This is a genomic window from Delftia sp. NA_296.1 (genome assembly GCF_052692095.1).
This window is the reverse complement of the sequence record NZ_JBQZGF010000003.1, coordinates 654629-672527: the sequence shown is the minus strand read 5'-3', so window position 1 is coordinate 672527 and position 17899 is coordinate 654629. Positions and strand designations below refer to the sequence as shown.

Annotated in this window: 15 protein-coding genes and 1 tRNA gene; 9 read left to right on the top strand and 7 right to left on the bottom strand. The window is 62.3% G+C overall.

Annotated elements, in window-relative coordinates; all coding sequences use genetic code 11:
- Positions 1-29: 29 nt before the first annotated feature.
- Positions 30-1058, bottom strand: a complete 1029-nt coding sequence (locus ACUTR7_RS10965) for a FecR domain-containing protein (protein WP_445608840.1) — start codon at positions 1056-1058, stop codon at positions 30-32.
- A complete protein-coding gene (locus ACUTR7_RS10960) occupies positions 1037-1555 on the bottom strand; it encodes a sigma-70 family RNA polymerase sigma factor (RefSeq protein WP_065347768.1) in 519 nt (172 codons plus the stop codon). Before ACUTR7_RS10960 ends, ACUTR7_RS10965 begins: the two co-directional genes overlap by 22 nt.
- Positions 1556-1783: 228 nt before the next feature.
- On the opposite strand from ACUTR7_RS10960, the gene ACUTR7_RS10955 reads away from it, so the two are divergent.
- The 6 genes from ACUTR7_RS10955 (at position 1784) to ACUTR7_RS10930 (ending at position 11875) form a co-directional block, all read left to right on the top strand.
- Positions 1784-4372 carry a sensor domain-containing protein gene (locus ACUTR7_RS10955; protein WP_238003086.1) on the top strand — a complete coding sequence of 863 codons (2589 nt, stop codon included), beginning with the start codon at positions 1784-1786 and terminating at the stop codon, positions 4370-4372.
- Between the two features lie 268 nt (positions 4373-4640).
- On the top strand, positions 4641-6491 hold the full coding sequence (locus tag ACUTR7_RS10950; RefSeq protein ID WP_445608839.1) for a methyl-accepting chemotaxis protein: 1851 nt from the start codon (positions 4641-4643) through the stop codon (positions 6489-6491).
- Positions 6492-6806: 315 nt separating this feature from the next.
- A protein-coding gene (prfB, locus tag ACUTR7_RS10945; RefSeq protein WP_013802816.1) for a peptide chain release factor 2 occupies positions 6807-7911 on the top strand; the annotation gives its coding sequence in 2 pieces (ribosomal slippage) (positions 6807-6887 and positions 6889-7911; 1104 coding nt in all).
- 77 nt (positions 7912-7988) lie between these two features.
- The gene (gene pepN, locus ACUTR7_RS10940; RefSeq protein ID WP_445608838.1) at positions 7989-10715 is read left to right on the top strand and encodes an aminopeptidase N; all 2727 of its coding nucleotides are present in this window, start codon (positions 7989-7991) and stop codon (positions 10713-10715) included.
- 50 nt (positions 10716-10765) lie between these two features.
- Positions 10766-11773 carry a class 1 fructose-bisphosphatase gene (locus tag ACUTR7_RS10935; RefSeq protein WP_013802818.1) on the top strand — a complete coding sequence of 336 codons (1008 nt, stop codon included), beginning with the start codon at positions 10766-10768 and terminating at the stop codon, positions 11771-11773.
- A 26-nt stretch (positions 11774-11799) separates the two neighbouring features.
- Positions 11800-11875: transfer RNA gene (locus ACUTR7_RS10930), tRNA-Thr, on the top strand.
- A gap of 261 nt (positions 11876-12136) precedes the next feature.
- Here the strand turns inward: ACUTR7_RS10930 and ACUTR7_RS10925 are convergent.
- Together ACUTR7_RS10925 and ACUTR7_RS10920 are read right to left on the bottom strand one after the other, a co-directional pair.
- On the bottom strand, positions 12137-12409 hold the full coding sequence (locus ACUTR7_RS10925) for a hypothetical protein (RefSeq protein ID WP_216293417.1): 273 nt from the start codon (positions 12407-12409) through the stop codon (positions 12137-12139).
- Between the two features lie 424 nt (positions 12410-12833).
- Positions 12834-13532, bottom strand: coding sequence for an SOS response-associated peptidase family protein (locus ACUTR7_RS10920; RefSeq protein ID WP_445608837.1), 699 nt, complete (start codon positions 13530-13532; stop codon positions 12834-12836).
- A 550-nt stretch (positions 13533-14082) separates the two neighbouring features.
- Here ACUTR7_RS10920 and ACUTR7_RS10915 point away from each other — a divergent pair.
- The gene (locus tag ACUTR7_RS10915) at positions 14083-15192 is read left to right on the top strand and encodes an Ig-like domain-containing protein (protein WP_445608836.1); all 1110 of its coding nucleotides are present in this window, start codon (positions 14083-14085) and stop codon (positions 15190-15192) included.
- 437 nt (positions 15193-15629) lie between these two features.
- Here the strand turns inward: ACUTR7_RS10915 and ACUTR7_RS10910 are convergent, their stop codons facing one another.
- Together ACUTR7_RS10910 and ACUTR7_RS10905 are read right to left on the bottom strand one after the other, a co-directional pair.
- Complete coding sequence (locus ACUTR7_RS10910) at positions 15630-15893, bottom strand: HNH endonuclease (RefSeq protein ID WP_224985970.1); 264 nt, start codon at positions 15891-15893, stop codon at positions 15630-15632.
- Positions 15894-15976: 83 nt separating this feature from the next.
- Positions 15977-16156 carry a DUF2158 domain-containing protein gene (locus tag ACUTR7_RS10905; RefSeq protein ID WP_404826687.1) on the bottom strand — a complete coding sequence of 60 codons (180 nt, stop codon included), beginning with the start codon at positions 16154-16156 and terminating at the stop codon, positions 15977-15979.
- Between the two features lie 157 nt (positions 16157-16313).
- Here ACUTR7_RS10905 and ACUTR7_RS10900 point away from each other — a divergent pair, with 157 nt between their 5' ends.
- A complete protein-coding gene (locus tag ACUTR7_RS10900; RefSeq protein WP_216293422.1) occupies positions 16314-16916 on the top strand; it encodes an IPTL-CTERM sorting domain-containing protein in 603 nt (200 codons plus the stop codon).
- 83 nt (positions 16917-16999) lie between these two features.
- On the opposite strand, the gene ACUTR7_RS10895 is transcribed toward ACUTR7_RS10900, so the two are convergent.
- The gene (locus ACUTR7_RS10895; protein ID WP_445608835.1) at positions 17000-17326 is read right to left on the bottom strand and encodes a hypothetical protein; all 327 of its coding nucleotides are present in this window, start codon (positions 17324-17326) and stop codon (positions 17000-17002) included.
- A 198-nt stretch (positions 17327-17524) separates the two neighbouring features.
- On the opposite strand from ACUTR7_RS10895, the gene ACUTR7_RS10890 reads away from it, so the two are divergent.
- On the top strand, positions 17525-17893 hold the full coding sequence (locus tag ACUTR7_RS10890) for a hypothetical protein (protein WP_071955357.1): 369 nt from the start codon (positions 17525-17527) through the stop codon (positions 17891-17893).
- The last annotated feature ends 6 nt before the right edge of the window (positions 17894-17899 follow it).

Genomic DNA, 17899 nt, shown 5'->3' with positions numbered 1-17899 from the left:
CAGAAAGGGGCCAGATTCCGAAAGAAATTTCAAGCCGGTGGTGTACCGCGCGCCGCCACCGTCACCCAGTAGCGCGTGCGGTAGTGGACCTGCACGGGCAGCAGATGCACGAGGTTGGCGAGCACGGCGTCCGTGCCGGTATCGGCATCGCCCAGCTGAAAGGCGCCGGTGACGCGCAAATCCGCCACAGACGGATCGCAGTGCAGCCAGCCGGAGCGGTAGCGCGACAGCTCGGCCACAAAGTCGGCCAACCGCATGTTGTCTGCGGACAGCAGGCCGCGCGCCCATTGGGCGGCGCCGGCGTCCGCAGGCTCGGCACGGCCTATGCCCATGGCGTCAAACCACAGTTGCTGGCCTGCCTGCAGCTGCTGCGCGGCGCCGCCACGGGTGGTGATCTGCACGGCACCCTGCAGCACGGCCACCTCGCTGCGCTCCCGGACACTGCGCACGACAAAGCGCGTGCCTATGGCGCGCACCCTGCCCTGCCCGGTGGTGACCACGAAGGGCCGGGGTGGGGTCTGCGGGTCGGGCGCGGTTTCGATGAAGACGGCGCCCTCGTTCAGATGGACGCGGCGCAGCTGATCGTCAAACCGCACATCCATGGCACTGGCCGTATCGAGCACAAGACGGCTGCCATCGGCCAGCGTCCATTCGCGGCGCTCGCCCGTGGCCGTGGCGTGGGTAGAGGTCCACTGCATCCAGGGCGTGGCGCGCCAGGCCAGCCAGCCCACGGGGGCCGCCGTGATCAGCAGGGCCAGCGCGCGCACGGTATCGCGGCGGCCCATGGCGCCCAGGCGGCGCTGCTTGCGGCCCAGGGCCGGTGCCCCCAGTGCGGGCGGAAGGCTGCCCGCGCGCTGGCTCACGGCCAGGGCGCGCAGCCAGGCCTGCTCATGGACATCGGCACGGGTGCGCCAGGCCTCGAAAGCGCGGTGGTCGGCCTCGCTGGCCTCGCCCGAGTGCAGCAGCACAAACCATTCGGCGGCCTGCAAGGCGATTTCGCGCGACAGCGGCGCTGCGGCCTGGGAGTCCACGGCGTTCATGCCGACAGCAGAATGCACTCGGCCATGGCCTGGGCCATGTAGCGCTTGACCGACCGCAGGCCCATGCCCAGTTGCTCGGCAATGGCCGCATAGGTCAGCCCCTCGACCTGGGACAGGATGAAGACCGCGCGCACCTTGGGCGGCAGGCCGTCGAGCATGGCATCGACCTCCTGCAGCGCCTGCAGGATGAGCAATTGCTGCTCAGGCGACGGCGCCTGCGGTGCTGGCAGCGCGGCCAGGGCCTGCAACCAGGCCTGCTCCAGCGACTGGCGGCGCAGGTGGTTGATCAGCAGGCGCCGCGCCACCGTGGCCAGGTAGGCGCGTGGCTCACGCAGGGCAGGCAAGTCGCCTGCAGGCGCGGTGAGCAGGCGGATGAAGGTGTCCTGCGCCAGATCGGCCGCGTCGCAGGCGTTGCCAAGTCTGCGGCGCAGCCAGCCCTGCAGCCAGCCATGGTGGCCGGCATAGAGGGCGGAGATTTCGCGGTGCAAGGGGCTGGAGGCTGGGGCGGATGGCATGGTAGGACCCGATGGCTTGAAGGCGGGATGCACCATCAAACAAGAATCATTCTCAAATCATTGTAACCAGCGGCAGCACTTGCCTAAGAGTGCCATCAGGCGGACCATTCAAGGGCGAACAGAGGGAGCAAGTGCGATCAGGTGTGGCTGGACATCCAGCTGCTGCGCCGGATCGGTATCATTTGGAAACAATCATCATCAGCTCAGCATCCATCAGGAGAGCGAACCATGTTCGAAACGCGGGTAGCAGGCACGGCAGGGCAGCAGGCGCTGTGGAGCACGCTGGACAAGGCCATGGCGCTGGCGGAGTTCACGCCCGAAGGCCGGCTGATGCGCGCCAACGCCAATTACGAAGCCATTCTTGGCTACCCGACCTCGGGCGCCGAGGGCCTGCTGCACAGTGACCTGTGCACCCAGGCACATGCCGATCCCGACGCCTACGGCCGGTGGCGCCAGCGCTGGGGCGCGGGCGAGACGATTTCGCGCGTGGGCGAACACCGGCGCCGTGATGGCAGCACCTGCTGGCTGGAGGCCACCTATGCCCCCGTGCTGGATACCCAGGGCGCGCTCAGCCATGTGCTGTGCATTGCCACCGACATCACGGCCCGGGTGCAGGCCGACCGCAGACGGCAGGAGCATTTGCGGCGCCTGTCCCTGGTGGCCGATGCCACCGACGCGGCCGTGGTGATCGCCGACGGCAACTGGACCATCTCCTATGTCAACGCAGGCTTCACCCGCATGTTCGGCTGGAGCAGCGAAGAGGTCGTGGGCCGTGCGCCCATCGCCCTGCTGGTGCCCCATGCCTCGCCCGAATTCACGGCCGCCTACCGCGCCGAACTGGACGCAGGCAAGCCGGTGTACCGCGAGGAGATCCTCGTCGGCAAGGACGGCGAGCGGTATTGGGTCAGCGCCCAGGCCAATCCCGTCATGGGCCCCGACGGCCGCCTCCACACCACGGTGACCGTGATCACCGACATCACCGAGGCCAAGATGCACGAGGTGCTGCAGCGGCGCGCCCTGGAGGCCATGGCCCGCGACCAGCCGCTGACCGAGGTGCTGGACCTGGTCTGCCGCGAGGTCGAGCGCATTGCGCCCGACATTGCGGTGTCGGTGCTGGAAGTCGATGACCAGAACCGCCTGCATCCGCTGGCCGCGCCCAGCCTGCCGGCCTCCTATTCGGCGGCGCTGGACGGCGTGCCCATCGGCCCCAATGTCGGCTCCTGCGGCGCGGCGGCCTTCCACAACCGGCCCGTGCTGGTGGGCGACATCGCCACCGATCCGTTGTGGGCCGACTTCAAGCACCTCATCCTGCCGCTGGGGTATACGGCCTGCTGGTCCACGCCCATCTGCGGGCTGCAGGGCGGCGTGGCCGGCACCTTTGCCTTCTACTACCGCCATTTCGACCGGCCCGGCCCCGATCCCTTCCACCAGCGGCTGGTGGAGGCCTGCACCGACCTGTGCGCGCTGGCGCTGGAGCGCGAGCAGGCACGCCGCCGCATCCGCCAGCTGGCCTTCTACGACGGGCTGACCACCCTGCCCAACCGCAGCCTGCTGCTGGCCCAGGCCGAGCAGGCGCTGTCCGTGGCTTCGCACGAGGGCCACGAGCTGGCCGTGGTCTTCATCGACCTGGACCGCTTCAAGCAGGTCAACGACTCGCTGGGCCACCCGGCCGGCGACAGGCTGCTGTGCAGCGTGGCCCAGCGCATCCAGGCGGAGCTGCGCACGGGCGACATTGCCGGGCGCCTGTCGGGCGATGAATTCGTCATCGTGCTGCCACACTGCGGCGGTGCGCAGGCGGCCGAGGTGATAGAGCGGCTGCAGTCGGCACTTGGCGAGCCCTGCATGATCGACGACGTGTCCCTGGCCAGCACGGCCAGTTGCGGCATTGCCGTGTTTCCCGCCGACGGGCGCGACATGGAGACGCTTCTGCACCGCGCCGACATGGCCATGTACCAGGCCAAATCGGGCGGGCGCGGGCTCTACAGCTTCTTCAGCCCCGAGATGAACCGCCTGGCGCAGGAGCGGCTGGTGCTGGAGACGGCGCTGCGCGACGCCCTGCGCAGCGGCGGCCTGCGACTGCACTACCAGCCCCAGCTCGACCTGAAGGACGGGCGCCTCTACGGCGTGGAGGCCCTGGCGCGCTGGAGCCATGCGGAATTCGGCGAGATCTCGCCCGCACGCTTCATTCCGCTGGCCGAGGAATGCGGCCTGATCGGCGAGCTGGGCACCTGGGCACTGCGCGAGGCCTGCCGCCAGCTGGGCGAGTGGCGCAGCCGCGGCATTGACGTGCCGGCCATGTCGGTCAACCTCTCGCCCACGAGCTTTCACAACCTGGACCTGCCGCGCATGATTGCCGACACGCTGGAGCACAACGCGCTCAAGCCGCAGGACCTCACGCTGGAGATCACCGAAAGCCTGCTGCTGGACACCAACCCGGGCACCATGCGCACGCTGCAGGCCGTGCATTCCCAGGGCGTGCGCCTGTCCATGGACGACTTCGGCACGGGCTACTCCAGCCTTAGCTACCTGCGGCGCCTGCCGGTCAGCGAGCTCAAGCTGGACCGCAGCTTCGTGGCCGACCTGGAAAACGACGAAGCCGCCCAGGCCCTGAGCAACGCCATCCTGGGCATAGGCCGCAGCCTGCACCTGACCGTGGTGGCCGAGGGAGTGGAGACGGCTGCGCAGAACACCATCCTGCGCGAACAGGGCTATCCGGTCGCGCAGGGCTATCTGTTCTCGCGCCCGCTGCCGGCAGCGGATCTGGAGCAGTGGCTGCAGGCATCGAGCCTGCAAGCCGGCGTGGCGACGGACGTGTGAGCGAACGTGAGAACGGGCATGTGAGCGGGCATGTGAACGGACCAGGCCATGCGCGCGGAGACCTTGGCCGGAAAAAGTAACAATCCGCAATAAATATTCGGACTGGACCTATTTTTCCCTAAGCCTCGCCGGCAAGTGACCGATAACTGCGGCATGGCGGGGCCGAGTGTCGGTCCCGCTGATCGCCACCGATCGCCACCGCATCCCCTCGATTCGCAGCCACCGCCGCTCACCCGCTTTCGCTTCTCGCCGTACGGCACTCCCCACCATGATGTTTTTCCGCAATCTGAAGCTGGCCCACAAGCTGCTGGCCTCTTTCATCGCCCTGCTGCTGCTGACCGCCGGCCTGGGCCTGTTCTCCGTGGTCCAGCTGGACCGTGTCAACCGCACGGCCACCGACCTGGCGCACCACTGGATGCCCGCCGAGCGCGTGATCATGGAGATGCGCTACCAGCTGCAGCGCTACCGCTCGCAGACCATGCAGCATGTGCTGGCCACCTCGATGGATGAAATGGCCATCTACGACAAGAGCATGCCGGCGCTGTGGTCCGAGCTGCTCAAGAACCAGCAGGCCTTCGAGCGCTATGCCAACACCGCGCGTGAGCGCGAGCTGATGGCCGGCATCAAGGACGACCTGGGCCAGTACGCGCAGCACACGGCAAAGATCGTGGACCTGTCCCACGCCCTGCGCACCGACGAGGCGTCCGAGGTGCTGCGCGGCGATTCGGTCAAGACCAGCCGTGCCATCAACGCCAAGCTGGACGAACTGCTCAAGATCAACGCCCAGGGCATCGAGGATGCCAACCAGGCAGGCGACGACATCTTCACCGCCGCGCGCTGGTGGGTGATCGCCCTGCTGGCGGGGGCCGTCCTCTTCGGCCTGGGCATGGCGCTGCTGATCGCCCGCAGCGTGGCACGCCCCCTGCAGCAGGCCGTGAGCCTGGCACAGGCCGTGGCCGCCGGCGACCTGGGCAGCCGCATCGAGGTGCATGGCAAGGACGAGACCGGCCAGCTGCTGCAGGCCCTGCAGCACATGAACGAGAGCCTGCAGCGCATCGTCGGCCAGGTGCGCCAGGGAACGGACTCCATCGCCACGGCCAGCGGCCAGATCGCATCGGGCAACCAGGACCTGTCGGCCCGCACCGAGGAACAGGCCAGCTCGCTGGAGCAGACCGCCGCCTCCATGGAGGAGCTGACCTCCACCGTCAAGCAAAACGGCGCCAACGCCCAGCAGGCCAACCAGCTGGCCGCCGCCGCCTCCCAGGTCGCCGTGCGCGGCGGCTCGGCCGTGGCCCAGGTGGTGCAGACCATGTCTGCCATCAACGATGCCTCGCGCAAGATCGTGGACATCATCGGCGTCATCGACTCCATCGCCTTCCAGACCAACATCCTGGCGCTGAATGCGGCCGTGGAAGCGGCCCGCGCCGGCGACCAGGGCCGGGGCTTTGCCGTCGTCGCCTCGGAAGTGCGCACCCTGGCCCAGCGATCGGCCGCCGCCGCCAAGGAGATCAAGCAGCTCATCGACGACTCGGTGGGCAAGGTCGAGGAAGGCAGCGCCCAGGTCGACTCGGCCGGCAAGACCATGGAGGAGATCGTGGCCAGCGTGCGCCGCGTGACCGACATCATGGGCGAGATCTCGGCCGCCAGCCATGAGCAGACGGCCGGTATCGAGCAGGTCAACCAGGCCGTCACGCAGATGGACCAGATGACCCAGCAGAACGCCGCACTGGTGGAGGAATCGGCGGCGGCCACCGGCGCACTGCAGGCCCAGGCCAAGGCGCTGGCCGAAGTGGTCAGCGTGTTCAAGCTCTCGCCGTCCACCGGCATGCTGGGCAACAGCCGTGGGGTCAACCACGCCGCCGCCGTGGCAGCGCCCCGCCACGCGCCGACGGCACCCCGTCCGCATCTGGCGCCTTCCGCTCCCAAACGCGCGGTGCCCGCACGTGCTTCGGCCGCCCTGCCTTCTGCAACCGGTGCAACCGGTGCACCCCCTGCTCCGGCTGGCGCCGCGCGCCCGGCCCAGCCAGCACAGCCGGCCCGGCCCGCCGTGACGGCATCGGCCAAAGCCAAGGCCAAGGCGGCCAGCACGGCTTCCGACGACGATTGGGAAACCTTCTGAACCAGGTTTTCGCCCGCCCCGCCGGGGGCGGACATGCCTGCCAAGGCCCGACCAGCTCCTGCTGGCCGGGCCTTTTTTCCGGGAGGTCTGCAGCCAGATCACGCCAGGGTCCACGCTGCAACCTGCGCATTGCCATGGCCAAGCCCTTCAAATCTGCCATGATCGGCCGCTGCAAGCCCTTGTTTTGAAAGCCATCGTCACACGGCAGCGCGCCTCCAGGCCCGCGCGGCGGGCGCTTGCCCCGGCACGATGCCCCAGCATGAGAAAATCGGCGATTCGGCCAAGAACACATTCATCAGAAGAACGGAACACATCATGGAAGCAGAACGCATCAACCTCATCGGCAATACCCTCGAAGATCTGTCGCAGCGTGCGGCAGATCTACGGAGGTATCTTTGACTACGATGCAAAGTACGAACGACTGCGCACGGTAAATGCCTCGCTGGAAGATCCCAGCGTCTGGAACGACCCCAAGAAGGCCCAGGAACTGGGCAAGGAAAAAAAGCTGCTCGACGGCGTCGTGCTGACGCTGCAAAAGCTGACCACCGAGCTGGCCGACAACGCCGAGCTGTTCGAGATGAGCAAGGAAGAAGGCGATGAGACCGGCCTGCTCACCATCGAGGGCGAGACCGCCAAGCTGCAGCCGCTGATCGAGGAGCTGGAGTTCCGCCGCATGTTCGGCAAGGAAGCCGACCCGCTGAACTGCTTCGTGGACATCCAGGCCGGCGCCGGCGGCACCGAAGCCTGCGACTGGGCCGGCATGCTGCTGCGCCAGTACCTGAAGTACGCCGAGCGCAAGGGCTTCAAGGCCACGGTCGAGGAAGAAACGCCGGGCGACATCGCCGGCATCAAGAGCGCGACCATCCACATCGAAGGCGAGTACGCCTACGGCCTGCTGCGCACCGAAACCGGCGTGCACCGCCTGGTGCGCAAGTCGCCCTTCGACAGCTCGGGCGGCCGCCACACCAGCTTTGCCTCGCTGTTCGTCTACCCCGAGATCGACGACTCGATCCAGATCGAGATCAACCCCTCGGACGTGCGCACCGACACCTACCGCGCATCGGGAGCCGGCGGCCAGCACATCAACAAGACCGACTCGGCCGTGCGCCTGACGCACATGCCCACCGGTATCGTCGTGCAATGCCAGGACGGCCGCAGCCAGCACAGCAACCGCGACGTGGCATGGCAGCGCCTGCGCTCCAAGCTCTACGAGCACGAGATGCAAAAGCGCATGGTGGAGCAGCAAAAGCTGGAGGACACCAAGACCGATGTGGGCTGGGGCCACCAGATCCGCTCGTACGTGCTGGACAACAGCCGCATCAAGGATTTGCGCACCAACGTCGAAATCTCGGCCACCCAGAAGGTGCTGGACGGCGACCTCGACGCTTTCATCGAAGCCTCGCTCAAGCAAGGCCTCTGATTTCAAGCCCCTGGGCGGCACCGGCCGCACAGGGGCTTGGACTCTGTCCCCTGATATTGGCATAGGAAGGAATCTGTATGCTGCAACTGCGTGACGGGCAGGCCCCTGCCACCGCCATCCACCGCGCCGACTACCAGGCTCCTGCCTGGTGGATCGACACCGTGGACCTGACCTTCGATCTCGATCCGGCCAAGACCCGCGTGCTCAACAAGATGCGCGTGCGCCGCAACACCGAGGTGCCGGCGCAGCCGCTGCGCCTGGACGGCGATGAACTGAACCTTGCGCGCGTGCTGGTCAACGGCGGCGGCACCTCGTTCAAGATGGACGGCGACCAGCTCGTGCTGGAGAACCTGCCCGAGGGCGGCGACCCCGTCGATCTGGAAATCTTCACCACCTGCGCGCCCGCCAAAAACACCAAGCTCATGGGCCTGTATGTGAGCCAGGGCACGTTCTTCACCCAGTGCGAGGCCGAGGGTTTCCGCCGCATCACCTATTTCCTGGACCGTCCCGATGTGATGGCCATGTATACCGTGACGCTGCGCGCCGACAAGACCGCGTACCCGGTGCTGCTGTCCAACGGCAACCTGGTCGAGCAAGGCGCGCTGGAAGACGGCCGCCACTTCGCCAAGTGGGCCGATCCGCACAGAAAGCCCAGCTACCTGTTCGCCCTGGTGGCCGGCAATCTGGTTGCGCGCGAGCAAAAGATCAAGAGCCGCGCAGGCCGCGACCACCTGCTGCAGGTCTTCGTGCGCCCCGGCGACCTGGAGAAGACCGAGCACGCCATGAACTCCCTCATGGCCAGCGTGGCCTGGGACGAGGCCCGCTTCGGCCTGTCCCTGGACCTCGACCGCTTCATGATCGTCGCCACCAGCGACTTCAACATGGGCGCCATGGAGAACAAGGGCCTGAACGTCTTCAATACCAAGTACGTCCTGGCCAGCCAGTCCACGGCCACCGACACCGACTACGCCAACATCGAGTCCGTCGTCGGCCACGAGTACTTCCACAACTGGACCGGCAACCGCGTCACCTGCCGCGACTGGTTCCAGCTGTCGCTCAAGGAAGGCCTGACCGTCTTCCGCGACCAGGAATTCAGCATGGACATGGCGGGCAGCCCCTCGGCGCGCGCCGTCAAGCGCATCGAGGACGTGCGCGTGCTGCGTACCGCCCAGTTCCCCGAAGATGCGGGCCCCATGGCCCACCCGGTGCGGCCCGACAGCTACATCGAGATCAACAACTTCTACACCGTCACCATCTACGAAAAGGGTGCCGAGGTCGTGCGCATGCAGCACAACCTGGTGGGCCGCGAAGGCTTTGCCAAGGGCATGAAGCTGTATTTCGAGCGCCATGACGGCCACGCCGTCACCTGCGACGACTTCGCCCAGGCCATGGCCGATGCCAACCCCGGCAGCGAACTGGCCCGGCGCCTGGACCAGTTCAAGCGCTGGTACAGCCAGGCCGGCACGCCCCAGCTGCGCGCCGAAGGCAGCTACGACGCCGCCGCACGCACCTACACGCTGACCCTGAGCCAAAGCTGCGCGCCCACGCCGGGCCAGGCAGAGAAGCTGCCCTTCGTCATCCCCGTGCAGATGGGCCTGCTGGGCCAGGACGGCCGCGCGCTGACCCTGCGCCTGCAGGGCGAGGACCAGGCGGCAGTGGGCGACAGCCGCCTGCTGGTGCTGTCCGAGCCCAGCCACAGCTTCGTCTTCACCGACGTGGACCAGGAGCCCGTGCCCTCGCTGCTGCGCGGCTTCAGCGCCCCCGTGGTGCTGCAGCACAGCGACAGCGATGCCGCCTTGCTGACCCTGCTGGCCCATGACAGCGACGCCTTCAACCGCTGGGAAGCCGGCCAGCGCCTGGGCCTGCGCATCGCGCTGCAGGCCATCGGCGACACCTCCATCACGGCAGATGCCAGCGGCCAGATCACGGCCGCCCTGCTGCCGGCCTCCTTCATCGAGGCCATGCGCGGCGTGCTGCGCCATCCCCAGCTGGATGCGGCCTTCAAGGAGCTGATGCTGGCCCTGCCCGGCGAAAGCTACATCGCCGAGCAACTGGCCGTGGTCGATCCGCAGCGCGTGCACGCCGTGCGCGAAGCCATGCGCCAGCAACTGGCGACCGAGCTGCAGGCCGACTGGCAGCAGGCATGGCAAGAGCACAGCGACACCGGCGCCTACCGCCCCGACCCCGTCAGCTCCGGCCGCCGTGCGCTGGCAGGCCTGGCCCTGTCCATGCTGTGCCTGGCCGCACGCGCCTCCGGCGACAGCGTCTGGCCCGGCAAGGCGCTGCAGCGCTTCAAGGACGCCGGCAACATGACCGACCGCATGAGCGCCCTGACGGCACTCGTGCAAAGCGGCCATCCGCTGGCCGCCCAGGCCCTGGCACGTTTCCACAAGCTGTTCCAGCACGATGCGCTGGTGCTGGACAAGTGGTTCGCGCTGCAGGGCGGCGCCTGCGACCGTGGCGGCAACGTGCTGCCGGCCGTCAAGCAGCTGATGAAGCACCCCGACTTCCAGATCAAGAACCCCAACCGCGCGCGCAGCCTGATCTTCAGCTACTGCAGCGCCAACCCCGGCGCCTTCCACCGCGCCGACGCGGCGGGCTATGTGTTCTGGAGCGAGCGCGTCATCGAGCTGGACGCCATCAACCCCCAGGTCGCCGCCCGCCTGGCGCGCGCCCTGGACCGCTGGAGCAAGCTGGCCGAGCCCTACCGCACGGCCGCACGCGAGGCCGTCGCCCGCGTGGCGGCCCGCGCTGAACTGAGCAACGACGTGCGTGAAGTCGTCACCCGCGCCCTCGCGGATTGACCCAAGGCGCGGCCCAGGCCGCGCCTCCCGGATTTTTAGGAGTTGAACCCATGAAGAAAAACGTCAGCCTGACCCGCTACCTGGTCGAGCAGCAACGCGTGGACGGCCTCATCCCCGGCCAGCTGCGCCTGCTGCTGGAAGTCGTGGCCCGCGCCTGCAAGCGCATCAGCCAATCCGTCAACAAGGGCGCCATCGGCGACGTGCTGGGCACGGCCGGCAGTGAGAACGTGCAGGGCGAAGTCCAGAAGAAGCTGGACATCATCGCCAACGAGGTGCTGATCGAGGCCAACGAATGGGGCGGCCACCTGGCAGCCATGGCCTCCGAGGAAATGGAAGGCATCTACCTGGTGCCCAACCGCTACCCGCACGGCGAATACCTGCTGATGTTCGATCCGCTGGACGGCTCGTCCAACATCGACGTCAACGTCTCCATCGGCACCATCTTCAGCGTGCTCAAGAAGCCCGAAGGCCACCCCGGCGTGACCGAGCAGGACTTCATGCAGCCCGGCACCCAGCAGGTCGCGGCCGGCTACTGCATCTACGGCCCGCAGACCACCCTCGTGCTGACCGTGGGCGACGGCGTGTCCATGTTCACGCTGGACCGCGAGCAAGGCTCCTTCGTGCTGGTGCAGGAAAACATCCGCATCCCCGAAGACACCAAGGAATTCGCCATCAACATGTCCAACATGCGCCACTGGGACACCCCCGTCAAGCGCTACGTGGACGAATGCCTGGCCGGCGTGGAAGGCCCGCGCGGCAAGGACTTCAACATGCGCTGGATCGCCTCCATGGTGGCCGACGTGCACCGCATCATGACCCGCGGCGGCATCTTCATGTACCCCTGGGACCGCCGCGAGCCCAACAAGCCCGGCAAGCTGCGCCTGATGTACGAAGCCAACCCCATGTCCTGGCTCATAGAGCAGGCCGGCGGCGCCGCCACCAACGGCAAGCAGCGCATCCTCGACATCCAGCCCACGCAGCTGCACGAACGTGTGAGCGTCATCCTCGGCTCGAAGAACGAAGTCGAAAAAGTGACGCAGTACCATTCCGAGGCATGAATTTGCCGTTATAATTTTTGTCTGTCGCCGGTGTAGCTCAGTTGGTAGAGCAGCTCATTCGTAATGAGAAGGTCGAGGGTTCGATTCCTTTCTCCGGCACCAAAACATAGCATCCATGCGGGTTCCGCAAGGATTCTGGGGGGAAATTGGGGAAACTCAATTTCCCTTTTTGTTTTGCAGCGGCCAAAGCATGCCTGAGCCTCGGCAGCTCAAGCCACCTGTTCAGCCGATGGCGCTTGCAACTGGCTCGCCCGCAGCGGCGCTTCTTCCTCAGGCCTCTCCGTACCCTCACCAGCACACCAAGTGCCTTCAACTTGCTCGGATTTCAGATCCGACCAAGACAGTTCGCGGGCTGCGCTCCCCCTACCCATCGAACTGCGAATGCAGGCTCACTAGCCGCTGCGCCAGCGTCTCGGCGTCGTGGCGCATGGCATAGAGCGACGTGGTGCCGATGGAGACATGGCCGTACCAGATGTGGAATCCCTCTAGTCGCAGCAAGTTGCCAACGGAGCAACCATCTCGGATTGCACCGGAGAGAGTTGCCGCCTGGAACTCGAAGAGCTCGACATTTCCATGCAAGATCCGGTCCGTATAGCAACCGGAAACCTGCATATCTATGTGTAGCGTGTAGATCATGGCTTGACGGCCTTGCATAAGCTCCTGATACCGGACGCGGAGTGATCTTTATCTTCCCACTCAGTCTTTTAACAAAAAAATATGCGCAGCAAATCTTGACGAGATGCGGTCCGGCAATTTCAATAGAAATCCGCTACGGTGTGATGAGTTTTGCAGCAACGACAGAAATCGCAACTCCAAAGGAAAAAGCTAAGATATTAAAAGATTCTGTTATTTTTTTCTTCATAACAATACAGTATGTCCAGAATACAATCATGAAAAATGAGAAGCAAATTAATTGTATTGCAATGAATAGCAGAATCTCATAAATATTTAATTCCATGCTCTCACCATTTTCAACAAGATTATCAAGCCTAACTTATTGCTGATTTCCACATGAGAAAAACTTGATAAATTACCACACGATTGGATAGCAAACACCAAATTAACCGCCGGCCTTTAATGCGCGCAACTGCTCAAGAGGCAACAGAGCTTCTTCGTCTGGGTTTTCTGTCCCGCTCATCAACGCACCCATCATGGGCAACTTAATCAATGAATCTGCTTGGGACGGAGTGCAATGCAGCCAAGCATCCCAGTCTTGGCGCTCCAGAACTATCACACACCTCTTTTCTCTGCCAGGCCTATGCATGAGAGAAAGAATTGGGTGCGCGCTGGCATCTTGTGTGATCACCGTATAGTTCGGCACCTTTTCTCCGCTCACCGGATCGATCCATTCACTATACAGCCCCGCCAACATTGCAGGCTTTCCATCGGAACGTCGGAACATCCAGTTAATACTGCGACCAGATAACCCAGAGTAATTCTCGATCCAGCTGCTCACTGGAATAAGACACCTTCGACCCGCATGCCAAGACGGGCCAAAGACGTAATCATTGCTCAACGTTTCTCTGAACGCTTTTTCCGTTGACATAGGGGAACCATCCAAATTTAAAGGACGCCTGCTTAGCGACGTCGTTGGAATCAACCCCCATTGCCCAACTTCTAAGCATTCACATGCTTTAATATATGGACCGCATGCCAATGGAACTATATATACACCCCACCCCTTTTTAGGGGCAGGTCCTTGCAGCGGATAGAGTTCGTCAATATCAGAAATATCGGGAGCGCTATATCTATTACCCATGCCGAGAGCCTCTTGAATAGCTATACAGGACTTCACAGAGCGGAATTCGCAAGCTTACGAAACAAGCATCCGCTTGGAAACAAACCCATCCTGTTTTGCTTAAGCAAAATGCTCAGTTTTGCGTTATCGATAGGCAATTCTCATCATGCCCTACAGCTATCGAAAAGTAACATCTCATGCCAAAAATTAACATTTTTTTATAAAGTCATCCTGCATTGCAGATCCAACTTCGGCACTGCAAGAGCTGTCACCCCAAACTGACCTGCAATTAACACAAAATCCATGTTGCATCCATTTCTCACAACAACTACAGGGAATTTAGATGTAGGTATTAACCCTTAAAAATCATGTACCGAGACGCTTTTTCGTTAATCGTTGCTGGATTGTTTGAACCTGCTCTCGGCCTCTTACATACCGCTAGCTAGTAGTGGGCAAAGGCTAAGTGCCCCCAAAATCCTCTTGACAAACTTTCACAAAAACCCTTATTGATAATAAGAATGATTTCCATCACGCTCCCCGTCTTTATAAATTCCCTCTATGGACGATCAACATGCGTTTTGGAATACCGACACTAAAAGAATTGGCCTTTCTGGTAATTTTTTCTTGGGTCACGAGCAGCCAGGCGGCGACATTTTCAACCTTCATCGACGACCAAGCCGGTTTCCTGTCTGCCATTGGTTCAGGGACATTCTCCACCCACGAAGATTTCAGCACCTCTGTAAACCTGAAGCCCATAGGAAGCGCAGGAAATCCGGATATTTGGAATGGCTTCACTGTAGAAGCCTACGGCCCCAATACAAGCACTGCTTGGTCTCCTTCAAAATATTGTCATGCATTAAATTCCGGATCAGGGACATCAAATTATTCGGAGGAGTGTCTATTTTGGAACCCCCTCGCACCAGCAGTTCCAGGAATATTTGCCGCATTGAACACGGAGAATGGCATCTCCTTTAAACTAGCCAACTCAGCAACTGCTGCTTTCAGCTTCGATTTCGTCGATTGGAACGATTTATTTGAGAGATCTAATCTTCAAATTTTTGCAAGCGATGGAACGAGCGCAATAGTTTCTGATGCCACAAACGCTTTTGATGCCCCACCTCAGAAATTCGGAGTGACTTTGTCTCCTTCTGATATTGCGGCCGGTCTTTTCATAAAAGAGATTCGCTGGGTGGGCCTTGATTCAACGGGTGAAGTTGTCGGCTTCTACAACTTCCAGACTTATACCAATCCAAAAATTCAGAACAATCTGCCGATAGCCAATCCGGACAAATACTCTATACCTAACTCGCCCACCATACTAAATATTTTGGCGAACGATACCGACGCAGATTCGGATACTTTGCAAATCATCAGCATTAATGGAAATCCAATTACTCGTGGCACTCCAACAACCATTTTGATAGCAGGCGGAAGCATCGGAGTCTCGGCAGCAGGAGAAATCATCTTTACCCCCTCTGGCAATACTACAGATCCTATCTCATTTCAGTATGAGATTTCTGATGGCCGAGGCGGAACATCGACTGGCAATGTCACCCTTACAAACATAACGCCTCCCAAACCGACAATCACTGCAGTACCAACCATTGGTGAACTTGGATTAATCGCTTTGTCTTCGATAATCGCCTTTTTGTCGTTGTTACTCCGACGCAAAGCCAAATAAATTAAGAGAACCGTTGATAGTCAGATTCTCTGAAGTCGTCAGTTCATTTACTGGTCTGACTTCTGCTTAGAGACTACACGCGTCATCAGGGGTCACATGCAGGCTATAAGTGCGGCGCTGCAGCTCGGCGAGCAGATCGAGGGCTGCGGTGTCTGGCGCGCACTGTCCGGCAACGGCGCGAGCCTGGGCGGCGGCACGGTGGGCGGGCGGTGAGGTAGTTGGCGAGGTCGCCGCGCAGCCAGCCAGCAGCAGCGCGGGCAGCATCGGCATCCGCCGCAGCGCGCGCCAGGGCCAGGTCTGTGTCGCGTGCAAGAAAGTCGAGGCGTTCACGTTAGGCTCCTTCCCGTTGTCGATAGCGTTCGGATGCTTGCAGCGCGGCGGTGGCAGCGGCCTCGCGGTCGGTCGCCAGAGCCGTGCGGGCCTGCGCTGCATCACGCTCAGCGCCCATCCGCGTCATAGGTGACGCACAGGCACTGCCGGTTGTCGTCGCTGTCCTCGCCGCCCTGCCACAGCGGGACGATGTGATCCAGCTCGAAGGGCCGGCGCGTGCCGGGCGTGATGTCGATCAGCTCCCTGCAGCAGGCGCAACGCGGTCCGTCTCGCAGCCAGATCCGCAGCAGAGCCTCCTGTCTGCCTCTCCCTCGGGCTCGGCCAGTTGCGCCCAGGCGCGGGGCCTGCTGCAGCTTTCGGGTGTCAGCCATCTGGATCCGCAACGGCAGCGCGCCGATGCGTGGTCTTTGACCCATGTCGTCCTCCAAAAAAGCCACCCGAAGGTGGCGACAGTTCAGATGAGATCAACGGACGTTCTGGAGGACTGCGTGAGAACCTCCACATCAAAGACGTCCTCATTTTTCTTGTTTTCTTCAAACCAAATGCATTTGGCCCCGTTCTTTGGCCTCAGTGGGGAGTAATCACCCACGTCTGCCACTGTCATTCGAGGTCCACCGCTCGTGCCGACCCGCAGGCCTTACACCCCATGCGCAATGCATGCTTTGCCGGGTGCACCTGGTGGCGACGGAAATGGGCGAGCAGACGTCCCCGTTCCGACACTCACATCGAATCGAACGTTGACGCTCTACAGACGTTTGGTTATGGTCGCCCCCTTAACAACAGGGGGACAGATGAAGAAATGGTTAAAGCCAACAGCATTGGCACTCGGCCTGCTCGGCATTTCAGCAGCAGCTATCGCTACTCCAATGACTTGGACACTGTCGAATTTGGTGTACTCGAACGACGGCCCTACTCCAGTTACAGCAACCGGCTCGTTCAAGTACGACGCTGACACCAACACGTTCAGCGATGTCAACATCTCAACCAGCCAAGGCGCTTACACAGACGCCGCCGTCTACACGCAAGTCTGCAACGCGCCCGGTTGCTCAACGTCCAGCTCCGCTACTGACATCCTTTTGATCAGCGCCCCTCTCTCTGGGGACATGACAGGCGATCAGCACATGCATATCAGTTTGCAGGCGCCAATGACCAATGCAGGAGGGGCAGTCGCCGTCCAATACGCTCTACATCTGAAGTGCGGCTCACCCGCCTGTTCCTTTGGTGGCTCTGGCCAGCGAAACGCAGATCTTGGCGCCTCACTTACCGCTACTGCAGTCGTGCCTCCTGGCCCCGGCTCGGCCGCCGCTGTGCCTACCCTCAATCAGTGGGGACTGATCCTGCTGGGATCGCTCCTCAGCGGATTCGCACTCCTGCGCCAGCGCCGGAAGCTGTGAGCACATGAGATTGCCCTCCTGGCATACGATGGGAGCCTCCAAACAACCCATCGCCAGGAGGGCGAAACGTGGGAATACTTGACTCACAGGACATTGACTTTGGCTACCCTCAATGTGGTCACAAGATCAGCAAGACGGTCGGTGAGCTTCGCTTGAATCCGAAGTTCCCCTGTGAGGAATGCGGGGTCACAATCGAAGTTGATGGAACAAGCCTCGACTCGGCCGCCAAAGACATCGATCAAAGCATTGAAGATGTCCAGAAGGCTTTTGGCCGCTTCGGCGAGTAGCGCGAGATCAGCCACCTGATCAGTGCCATTCACCGAAATGCGCAGCTCACAGGCTGCGCTTTTCTTTGCGTCTGGTCCATTGCACCTCCAGAAACAGGAAAGGCCCGGCGATGCCGAGCCCATGTGTAGGTTGCCCTTTCGGATTTATGGCCAACGCCACAGGGGGAATGCCGTTTGCTGACCAGCTCCCCGCAGCGTGCCCCCCCGGCTGGTTCGGGCGGAAACAAAACAAGCCACCAGAAGTTGGCGCAACCACTGTGCGAACATGTGTACTCCCCCGGTCTGGGATGAGTCACTTAACGTTCTCTATAGACTGGTCCGATGACCGAGCCATTCGACCACGCCGATACAAACGCCATCCGGCTGCGGCTACGCAGCTACGAGGAGCGTTGCACACTACTGTTGCGCGCAATCGGCGACAACAAAACGGTCACCGCACGGGTCGAACAGATCAGGGACCAATACATCGCGCTCAAAAGAGATCTCAAGGCCGATGCCGCTGCCACGCGTCGCGCCGGGAAGGACCCAGCTTGCGCAGTTGCTGCATTTTTTTCCCCTGCAGTCAATGAGGCAGCTCTGCACCTGAAGCCAACCTCCGGCTCTCATCCGATAGCGGGAAATTGGTTGTCTGCGGTGTATGACGCGCGGATTGATATCTGCCACTACCTCGCCCAGCTTGACCGCAACTGACCAGAC

Excerpts from the sequence above, each read along its gene's own strand:
- ACUTR7_RS10960 (WP_065347768.1), bottom strand. The coding sequence starts at position 1,555 with ATGCCATCCGCCCCAGCCTCCAGCCCCTTGCACCGCGAAATCTCCGCC.
- ACUTR7_RS10955 (WP_238003086.1), top strand. The coding sequence starts at position 1,784 with ATGTTCGAAACGCGGGTAGCAGGCACGGCAGGGCAGCAGGCGCTGTGG.
- ACUTR7_RS10950 (WP_445608839.1), top strand. The coding sequence starts at position 4,641 with ATGATGTTTTTCCGCAATCTGAAGCTGGCCCACAAGCTGCTGGCCTCT.
- pepN (WP_445608838.1), top strand. The coding sequence starts at position 7,989 with ATGCTGCAACTGCGTGACGGGCAGGCCCCTGCCACCGCCATCCACCGC.
- ACUTR7_RS10935 (WP_013802818.1), top strand. The coding sequence starts at position 10,766 with ATGAAGAAAAACGTCAGCCTGACCCGCTACCTGGTCGAGCAGCAACGC.
- ACUTR7_RS10925 (WP_216293417.1), bottom strand. The coding sequence starts at position 12,409 with ATGATCTACACGCTACACATAGATATGCAGGTTTCCGGTTGCTATACG.
- ACUTR7_RS10920 (WP_445608837.1), bottom strand. The coding sequence starts at position 13,532 with ATGGGTAATAGATATAGCGCTCCCGATATTTCTGATATTGACGAACTC.
- ACUTR7_RS10915 (WP_445608836.1), top strand. The coding sequence starts at position 14,083 with ATGCGTTTTGGAATACCGACACTAAAAGAATTGGCCTTTCTGGTAATT.
- ACUTR7_RS10910 (WP_224985970.1), bottom strand. The coding sequence starts at position 15,893 with ATGGCTGACACCCGAAAGCTGCAGCAGGCCCCGCGCCTGGGCGCAACT.
- ACUTR7_RS10900 (WP_216293422.1), top strand. The coding sequence starts at position 16,314 with ATGAAGAAATGGTTAAAGCCAACAGCATTGGCACTCGGCCTGCTCGGC.
- ACUTR7_RS10895 (WP_445608835.1), bottom strand. The coding sequence starts at position 17,326 with ATGGGCTCGGCATCGCCGGGCCTTTCCTGTTTCTGGAGGTGCAATGGA.
- ACUTR7_RS10890 (WP_071955357.1), top strand. The coding sequence starts at position 17,525 with ATGACCGAGCCATTCGACCACGCCGATACAAACGCCATCCGGCTGCGG.